Genomic DNA, 8,730 nt, shown 5'->3' with positions numbered 1-8,730 from the left:
ATAGGCTACCGCCCGCCACGTGAAGCACACTCCGAACATTTGAAATCGGCATGAATTGAACAATCTCCCTGTCCGGGAAACACAGGGCACTTCAGCACCTGCCCAGGGCGCGAAACGCCCCGCAGACCACCCAACGCCCCCCAAGCCGCCGCGCACGCCCCAGGGCGCGAAACGCCCCCAGGCCGCCAACCCTCAGGCCACCAACCGCCCCCAGACCACCCCAACGCCCCCAAAGCCACCCACCCCCTCAAGGCGCGAAGCGCTCCAAAGCCCGGATCTTGTTCGTCGCGTCGAGGGCGGCCACTTTGTACGCCTCCGACAGGGTCGGGTAGTTGAACACGGCGTCCACGAGGTAGTCCACCGTACCGCCGCAGCCCATGACCGCCTGTCCGATGTGGACGAGGTCCGTGGCGCCCGTGCCGAAGACGTGCACCCCCAGCAGCCTCCGGTCCGTTGTGGACACCAGCAGCTTCAGCATCCCGTACGAATCGCCCGCGATCTGGCCCCTCGCGAGCTCCCGGTACCGGGCCGTGCCGACCTCGTACGGCACCGACGACGACGTCAGCTCCGCCTCCGTCGCCCCCACGTACGAGATCTCCGGGATCGTGTAGATGCCGATGGGCTGCAGCGCCCCCAGCTCGTGCACCGGCTCGCCGAACGCGTGGTACGCCGCGAGCCTGCCCTGGTCCATCGACGTCGCCGCCAGCGCGGGGAAGCCGATCACGTCCCCGACCGCGTAGATGTGCTCCACCGCCGTCCGGTAGTGCTCGTCCACGGTCAGCCTGCCGCGGTGGTCCGCCTCCAGGCCCGCGGCGGCCAGGTTCAGCTCGTCCGTCATGCCCTGCCGCCCCGCCGAGTACATCACCGCGTCCGCCGGGATGCGCTTCCCGCTGACCAGCGTCGTCACGGTCGAGTGGTCGGACACCTCGACGTTGGCCACCTTCTCCCCGAACCGGAACGTCACCGCGAGGTCCCGCAGGTGGAACTTGAGCGACTCGACGATCTCCGGATCGCAGAAGTCCAGCATCCGCTCCCGCTGCTCGACGACCGTGACGCGACTGCCCAGCGCCGCGAACATCGACGCGTACTCGATCCCGATCACCCCCGCCCCGACGACGACCAGCGACGACGGGATGTCGTCGAGCTGGAGGATCTCGTCGGAGTCCAGTACCCGCTCCGCGTCGAAGTCGACCTGGGGCGGCCGGGCGGGGCGGGTGCCGGTGGCGATCACGACCTTCTCCCCCGACAGCGACCGCCGCTCGCCCCGGTGCGCGCCCTCCACCGCGACCGTGTGCGCGTCCACGAACGTGCCGGTGCCGGCGAGGAGGTCCACGTGGTTGCGCATCAGCTGCGCCCGCACCACCTGCACCTCGCGCCCCACGACGTGCCGCGTCCGCGCCAGGAGGTCGGCGATCGTGATGTCCTGTTTCACCCGGTAGCTGGCCCCGTACAGCTCCCGCTGGTTCATCCCGGTGAGGAACAGCACCGCCTCACGCAGGGTCTTCGACGGGATGGTGCCGGTGTTGACGCAGACGCCGCCGACCATGTCCTGCCGGTCGACCACCGCCACCCGCTTGCCCAGTTTCGCGGCCGCGATCGCCGCCTTCTGCCCGCCAGGGCCGGAGCCGATGACGATCAGGTCGTAGTCGTATTCGCCCACCCGCCCAGCCTGGACACCCCGGCGGGCACACGCAAGGTGCACCGGGGAAATCTTTACCGAAACCTGGGAAAAGGGCCCGCACATTCAAGGGAAAACCGCACACCGGTAATGGGTCAGGACAGAACAAAGGCCACACGGAATGGGGACTAACCTCGCTCGCGTGCAGCTTTCCCGTAATGTGCCGCGGTTCCTCGGTTCGTGCGCGGTCGCCGGTGTCCTCGTCGCCGGGGTAGCGGCGCCGGTGGCGATGGGGGCGGGCGTCCTGTCGAACGAGGTGAGCGATTCCGTCGACGGCATTTCCTCGAGCCTCGCCACGAGCAGGCAGCCGCTCGTCACGACGGTCACCGACCGCGACGGCAACCCCATCGCCACGTTGTTCGACCAGTACCGCCTCCCCGTGACCTACAACCAGATCGCGCCGACCATGACGGCCGCGATCGTCGCGGTCGAGGACCGGCGGTTCTGGTCCGAGGGCGGCGTGGACCCCAAGGGCATGGTGCGGGCCGCGCTGCACGACAGCTCCGGCAGCGGCGGCACGCAGGGCGGGTCCACGATCACCCAGCAGTACGTGAAGAACTACCTGATCAACGTCGTGGACCGCGGTGACAAGGCCGCCCAGTACGCCGACCGCGCCGACACCATCGCCCGCAAGCTGCGCGAGGCGAAGATCGCCGTGCAGCTCGGCCAGACGGAGTCCAAACAGGACATCCTCAGCGGCTACCTCAACGTGGTCGAGTTCTCCGGCAACATCTACGGCGTCCGGGCCGCCGCGCAGGCGTACTTCCACACCACACCGGACAAACTGACCGTCGCGCAGGCGGCGCTGCTCGCGGGCATGGTCAACAACCCGAACCTGTACAACCCGTACACGCACCCCCAGCAGGCGCTGGACCGGCGCAACACCGTCATCGACGACATGGTCACCAACCGCGTGCTCGCGGAGAAGGACGCCGAGACCGCGAAGGCGAGCCCGCTCGGGGTGGTCGACGGCGGCCCGGACATCCCGTCGAGCACCTGCATGGGCGCCCCGGACGACGCCGGGTTCTTCTGCGCCTACGCGGAAAGCTACCTCGAACAGGCCGGGTTCACCGCCGACGACCTCGAAACCGGCGGTTACACGATCCGCACCACGATGGACCCCGTCGTGAGCCGCACCGTCAAGGACGCCGTCGACGCCAACGTGCCTCCCACGCAGAACGGCGTCGCCAACACCTTCGCCGTGATCCGGCCGGGGAACACCACCCACGAGGTGCTCGCGATGGTGGCGAACCGGGACTACGGCACCGATCCCGCGAAGGGCGAGACCTCGACGAACATCGTGGCGAACGCCAGCAACGTGTTCGGCGCCGGCTCGTCGTTCAAGATCTTCACCTCCGCCGCCGCGATGGAGGCCGGGGTGGCGGGGCTGGACACGCCGCTGCCCAACCAGTCGGGCCAGTGCTTCACCCAGCCCGGCGCCAACCAGTACACGCCGCAGTACTGCGTGCAGAACGACGGCACGAGCTACCCGGACCCGATCTCGCTGCGCGACGGCCTCGCCACCTCGCCGAACGTCGCGTTCGTCGGGCTGGAGCAGAAGGTCGGGATGCCGGCCGTGCTGGACATGGCGCGGCGGCTCGGCCTGCGGAACTCCCTCAACACCAACGACGCGGGTGCCAAGCCCGATCCCACGTCGAAGGACACCCGGTACAGCGAGCCGCAGTCGCAGTACTTCCAGGACAAGCTGTCGTTCACCCTGGGCAACAGCCCGGTGAGCCCGCTGGAGATGGCGAACGTGTCGGCGACGCTGATGAGCGGCGGCGTGTGGTGCCCGCCGAACCCGATCCTGTCCGTCACCGACCGCGACGGCAAGGACGTGCCGGTCAGGCAGCAGGCGTGCGAACAGGTCGTGCCGGCGGGCCTGGCGAACACGCTGGAGGCGGGGCTGAGCCAGGACACGATCAGCGGCACCTCGGCGGCCGCGGCGCGAGCGGCGGACTGGCACCACCCCGACATCGGCAAGACCGGGACCACGCAGTTCAGCGAGTCCGTGGCGTTCGTCGGCGGCGTCGACGACTACGCACTGTCGTCCATGGTGTTCGCCGACGGCCCGCACCCGCAGGAGATCTGCCCCGGCACGCCGGTGCACCTCGGCGAGTGCGGGCACGGCGCCTTCGGTGGCACCGTGGCCGCCCCGCCGTACTTCCACGCGTTCAGCCAGTTGCTCGCGGGCAAACCGGACGTCCCGCTGCCGGCGGCCGATCCGGCCTACCTCACCGCCCGCCGCTGAACACGCCGATCCCGTTGGCCACCGCGCGTTCCGTGCCGTCGGACGGGACGTTGCGGATGGTCACGCCCTCGTCACCGGCGACGGCCATCGTGGTCGAGCCGCCGCCGTCGAGGTTGACGCCCGTGGCCGCACCGGAATCCCGCAGCAGCCCGGCGAGTTCGGCGACGCTCATCCCACTGCTGGCGGCGGTCCGGCCGTCCACGGTCAGCAGGTAGGCGGTGCGCCCATCCGCGCTCGCGCCCGCCGCCGTGCGAGGCGCCAGCGTCACGGCGTCGAGGCCGGACAGCGGGGTTCCGTTGCGCAGGATGGGAAAGCCGCCGACCGCGAACCGGAACGGCGGCGCCTGCCGCGCCACGAGGTGCGTGCCGACGACGACGTGGTCGCCGGGGTCGAGCGCTTCGAGCGCCGCCGCGCCCTGCTCGCGGCCGAGCAGCACCACGGTGTCCGGCGCGATCGGGCCGCTGCCGGGCGTCTCCGCTTCGGCCGTCACGACGCCGTGCCGGATGACGACCTCCTCGGTTTCGGTGGTGCAGCCCGCCGAACGGTCGGTGTCGGTGCCGCACGCGGCGCGGGCGCGCGACACCTCGCCCCAGTCCGACGTGTACTCGCCGATGCCGCCGACCGGCAGCGCGTACTGGTTGAGCCCGTCGATCCGGAAAACGCCTTCCGCGGACACCGCCGCCCCGGCGAGGTCCACGCTCGTCACGCGGGCGCGGCGGTCCACGCCCTCCCCGAACACGACCTTCGTCGTCGCCCCGGCGGGCATCGCGGGCCCGAAGCGCTGTCCGTCGGGCACCGCGAACTTCAGGTCCTCACCGGACGCGATCTCCGGTCCCACGGAGGAACCGGTGGCGGCGACCCCGGCGTGGGTTTCGCTGATGTTGAAGAAGTCCCCGTTGACCCCGGCGACGGCGCGCTGGGCGGTGGCCATCTCGGCCACCCCCGCGCGCTGCGCGACCCGGGCGGGGTGCAGCAGGTCCAGCCGGGCGACCCGCAGGTCCACGGTGAGCAGGTAGGCGGACACGGGGCCGTGCGCGGTGGACACGGAGAAGGTCCGGTAGGTCACGCCGGGCGCGACGAGGTCGTCGGCCGAGGCGACGGCGGGCAGGGTCAGCGGCAGCAGCGCGGCGGCGGCGAGCGCTGCACACCGGCGGGTGAAGGCAAGCACGCCCGCAGCTGATCATGCCGCGGTGAACACCGGCCGGACGCCGGTCAGACCCCGGTGATCTGCGCGATGAACGCGTCCACGTCGACGAAACCGCTTTCCCCGCCGACCGGCACGACCTCGTGCGAGGCGACCACGAACCGTTCGACGTCGGCGCGGCGGGTCTCCACCACCGCGTACCCGTCCGGCGACTCCAGCTCGATGACCAGCACTTCGTGCTCGAACGCCAGGTCCGGGCGCACCCGCACGTCCCCCAGCCCGGTAGGCTCGCTGAGCCCGCCCACGAGCAGGTCCCGCGCGAAGCACCACTCGATCCAGTTCCCGCGTGCGGTGCGGAAGGCCAGCGTGACCGCGTACGGGTCGCGGGCCACGTAGGACCAGCGGGAGAAGACGGGTGTGCCGGACCCGTTGAGGGTGACGAACTGGTGTTGTTCCGCGAAGTCGGTGCGCACGGCGTCCTCCCCGTCCACTGCTCTGTCCTGGAAGAGACGCCGGAGCGGCCCGGACGTTACACCGGTTCCGGGCACGAATTTCCGCGGGTGGCCGACCCGGCGGCACCGGGGCGGGTACCGCTGTGCACGATTACCCGGTGGCACGTGACGAACTGGCCGACGCGGAGACCGGCCCGATCCGCCGGATCCCCGCCGAGCCCCCGCGTGCCCGGGAGCAGCCTCCGCGGCGCCGGAGCACTTCCCCGGAGAAGCGGCCCGCCCGGAAACCGCCCGCGAAACGCCCGGCCGGAACCGCCGCGACGGGCCACGGACACGGGCACGGGCACGGCCCGGCGGCACCGGCGTCCAAGCGCGTGCGCCTGCTGCTGACGTGGCTGCTGGTGCCGATCGCGGTCGCCGCCGTCGCGGGACTGCTCGTGCTCTACCCGTGGGGCAAGGCGAAACCGGCGAGCAGCTACCAGCAGGGCGTCCCGGTGCACGGCACGATCACGACCGCGCTGAGCGGCCCGTGCCTCGCACCGGGGCAGGTGCAGGTGGGCGACCAGCCCGAACCCGGGCAGAAGCCGTGCCTCACCGTCGAGGTCGCGTTCAGCGACGGTGCCGCGGCGGGCTCGACGGTGAAGCTGATCGTCCCCATCGAGCCCAGCACGCCACGCTTCTCGGCGAACGACAAGGTCGTGCTGGCCTACAACGGCGGCGACCCGCACGACCCGGGTTCCTACCAGATCGTCGACTTCCAGCGCGGGCTGCCGCTCGCGGTGCTCGCGGGGCTGTTCGCACTCGCCGTCGTGGCGCTCGGCCGGTGGCAGGGGGTCGCGGCGCTCGGGGCGCTGGTGCTCAGCTTCGTCGTGCTGGTGCTGTTCGTGCTGCCCGCGATCCTGGCCGGGGAGAACCCGCTGCTGGTGGCGATCGTGGGCGCCGGGGTGATCATGTTCGTCGCCCTGTACCTGACACACGGGCTGTCGGCGCGCACGTCGGTCGCGGTGCTCGGCACGATGGTCAGCCTCGTGCTCATCGGGCTGCTGTCGGTGATCTTCTCGGCCGCCGCGTCGCTGACCGGGCTCGACGACAGCACGTCCACCTTGATCGGTTCGCTCGGGCACGGTATCGACGCGCGCGGGCTGCTGCTGGCCGGCATCGTCATCGGCGCGCTCGGCGTGCTGGACGACGTCACCGTGACGCAGACCAGCGCGGTGTGGGAGCTGCGGCGGGCGAACCCGGACCTCGGCTGGCGCGAGCTGTACCGGGCGGGCCAGCGCATCGGCAGGGACCACGTCGGCTCGGCCGTCAACACGCTCGTGATGGCCTACGCCGGTGCCGCGCTGCCGGTGCTGTTGTACTCCTCCCTGTCGGGCGTGGGGCTGGGCACGATCCTCGGCTCGCAGGACATCGCGGAGGAGATCGTGCGGACGCTGGCGGGCAGCGTCGGGATCGTCGCCGCCGTGCCCGTCACCACCGGGCTCGCCGCGCTCATCGCCAGCCGCGAGCCCAGCAACCCCAGCAGTCACAGGAGTAAGCAGTAGCCACAGGTCGCGGCCCCGGTGCGGGACGGCCCCCGTGCGTGGGGTACGAAGTCCGGCAAGCGAACAGAGGGGTTCCGCATGGATCTCGCACTGCCGCGCCGCCTGTCCCGCGCCGCCAGGACCGCCGCTCACGCCGTCTGGAGCCTGCCCCGGCTGACGGTCGTCCTCGCCGAACTGCGGGACGCGGTGAAGCAGATCGAACGGCTCGTCACCTTCGCCACGCAGGAGCTGCCCGAGCTGGTGTACCAGCTCGAACAGGTCCGCGAGCAGCTGGCGGCGATCGAACGGCGGCTTGCCGCGCAGGGGAACGGGGAACCCCCGCGCGTCAGTCGAGATGAGCGACGAAGCGGCTCACCGCGTCCATCGTGAAGCGCTGCGCGATGCGCCCGCTCGGCGCCGCGGACGCCAGCCGGTAGAGCGGACGGTCGGCCGCGCCCTCACCCTTGGCCTCGGCCCGCAGCTGCGCCACGAGCAGCTCCGAGAACACCATGCCGTTGGCCTCGATGTTGTTCATCAGCGCGTTCGCCAGCCGCCGCAGCGCCAGCACGCCCAGCTCCCGCCCGCCGGTCCCGGCGTACACCGCGAGGTCGACCTTGGCGACCTTGCGGCGCTGCCCGGCGTTGAACAGCAGGCTCACCGTCCGCATGCCGCGCACGTCCGTCACGAGCAGGTCGATCCTGGCGGCCTGCACGATGTCCACGCGGCGGGTGCGCCACGTCCGCACGAGCAGCGCGTCGCCCTCCAGCCAGATCCGCCGCCGCACGGCGAACAGGACCACGTACAGCAGCGGCAGGGCGACCACGGCCGCGACGACCAGGCCCACGACCTCACCGCCGATGAGCCCGCCGATCCCGCCGAACGCGGCCGCGAACAACGCGACGCCCGCCAGCCCCGACCACAGGCGCCTCCGCCGCAGCGCCGGGTCCTCCTGGTGCAGCGGCAAGCGCTCCGGCTCGGGCGGGCGCGTCGACTTCTTGGACTCGTTGCTCGGCTCGGTCACCGGGCCACCGCCCCGCCCGCCAGCAGCCGCCGCTCGCGCCCGATCGTCGTCGCGCCACCGTGCCCCGGCAGCACCACCGTGTCGTCCGGCAGCGGCAGCAACGTGTCCCTGACCGACCCGGCGAGCAGCTCCTGGTCGCCGCGGCCGACGGAACCGGCGAACAGCGTGTCACCGGTGAGCACCAGACGTCCCCCTTCCGGAGTGTCGAGACGGAACACCACCGAACCCGGAGTGTGCCCGGGTACGTGCCCGACCCCGACCTCCAGCCCCGCCACGCCGAGGGCCGTGCCGGACAGGTCACAAGTGGATATCGGGACGAGCGGGCGGTCGGCCGGGTGCAGCCACACCGGGATCCCGTGCTCGCCGGCGAGCGCCCCGGCGGAGTCCACGTGGTCGTGGTGGCCGTGCGTCAGCAGGATCGCCTCCGGCGTCAAATCGTGTTCCCCCAACGCTTTCCGCACCGGTTCGACGGCGTCCTGCCCCGGGTCCACCACGACGCACGGACCGTGGGGCGCGGGCGCGAGCAGGTAACAGTTCGCCCGGAGCGCGCCGGCCGCGAATCCGACGACGAGCACGAAAAGCCACCTCCACTCAGTCCGGCGCGTTCACCCTAACCGGACCTGTACGGGGTTCTCACAGGCTGTGCCCATAGACTGCCGCC

General features: G+C 71.5%; 8 protein-coding genes. 3 read left to right on the top strand and 5 right to left on the bottom strand.

Annotated features, from left to right (window positions below):
• Positions 1-247: 247 nt before the first annotated feature.
• On the bottom strand, positions 248-1,660 hold the full coding sequence (gene sthA / locus BMZ92_RS29805) for a Si-specific NAD(P)(+) transhydrogenase (RefSeq protein ID WP_245783332.1): 1,413 nt from the start codon (positions 1,658-1,660) through the stop codon (positions 248-250).
• Between the two features lie 160 nt (positions 1,661-1,820).
• On the opposite strand from sthA, the gene BMZ92_RS29800 reads away from it, so the two are divergent.
• The gene (locus BMZ92_RS29800; RefSeq protein WP_177228927.1) at positions 1,821-3,929 is read left to right on the top strand and encodes a transglycosylase domain-containing protein; all 2,109 of its coding nucleotides are present in this window, start codon (positions 1,821-1,823) and stop codon (positions 3,927-3,929) included.
• Here BMZ92_RS29800 and BMZ92_RS29795 read toward each other — a convergent pair.
• Together BMZ92_RS29795 and BMZ92_RS29790 are read right to left on the bottom strand one after the other, a co-directional pair.
• On the bottom strand, positions 3,913-5,097 hold the full coding sequence (locus BMZ92_RS29795) for a phosphodiester glycosidase family protein (RefSeq protein WP_091514320.1): 1,185 nt from the start codon (positions 5,095-5,097) through the stop codon (positions 3,913-3,915). The two genes, BMZ92_RS29800 and BMZ92_RS29795, sit on opposite strands and share 17 nt — an antisense overlap.
• 44 nt (positions 5,098-5,141) lie before the next feature.
• On the bottom strand, positions 5,142-5,546 hold the full coding sequence (locus BMZ92_RS29790) for an SsgA family sporulation/cell division regulator (protein ID WP_091514348.1): 405 nt from the start codon (positions 5,544-5,546) through the stop codon (positions 5,142-5,144).
• A gap of 137 nt (positions 5,547-5,683) precedes the next feature.
• On the opposite strand from BMZ92_RS29790, the gene BMZ92_RS29785 reads away from it, so the two are divergent.
• Together BMZ92_RS29785 and BMZ92_RS29780 are read left to right on the top strand one after the other, a co-directional pair.
• Entirely contained in the window at positions 5,684-7,069 is a 1,386-nt protein-coding gene (locus tag BMZ92_RS29785; protein ID WP_143249978.1) for a YibE/F family protein, read from the top strand.
• Positions 7,070-7,147: 78 nt separating this feature from the next.
• On the top strand, positions 7,148-7,438 hold the full coding sequence (locus BMZ92_RS29780) for a hypothetical protein (protein WP_091514318.1): 291 nt from the start codon (positions 7,148-7,150) through the stop codon (positions 7,436-7,438).
• On the opposite strand, the gene BMZ92_RS29775 is transcribed toward BMZ92_RS29780, so the two are convergent.
• Both BMZ92_RS29775 and BMZ92_RS29770 read right to left on the bottom strand, forming a co-directional pair.
• A complete protein-coding gene (locus BMZ92_RS29775; RefSeq protein ID WP_091514315.1) occupies positions 7,395-8,069 on the bottom strand; it encodes a hypothetical protein in 675 nt (224 codons plus the stop codon). The two genes, BMZ92_RS29780 and BMZ92_RS29775, sit on opposite strands and share 44 nt — an antisense overlap.
• Entirely contained in the window at positions 8,066-8,644 is a 579-nt protein-coding gene (locus BMZ92_RS29770; protein ID WP_091514313.1) for an MBL fold metallo-hydrolase, read from the bottom strand. Before BMZ92_RS29770 ends, BMZ92_RS29775 begins: the two co-directional genes overlap by 4 nt.
• Positions 8,645-8,730 lie beyond the last annotated feature (86 nt).

The sequence above is a fragment of the Amycolatopsis sacchari genome, from assembly GCF_900114035.1.
GTDB classification, from domain to species: Bacteria; Actinomycetota; Actinomycetes; order Mycobacteriales; family Pseudonocardiaceae; genus Amycolatopsis_E; species Amycolatopsis_E sacchari.
Note: the sequence above shows the minus strand (reverse complement) of the source record. Positions and strands in the feature narration are given on the sequence as shown.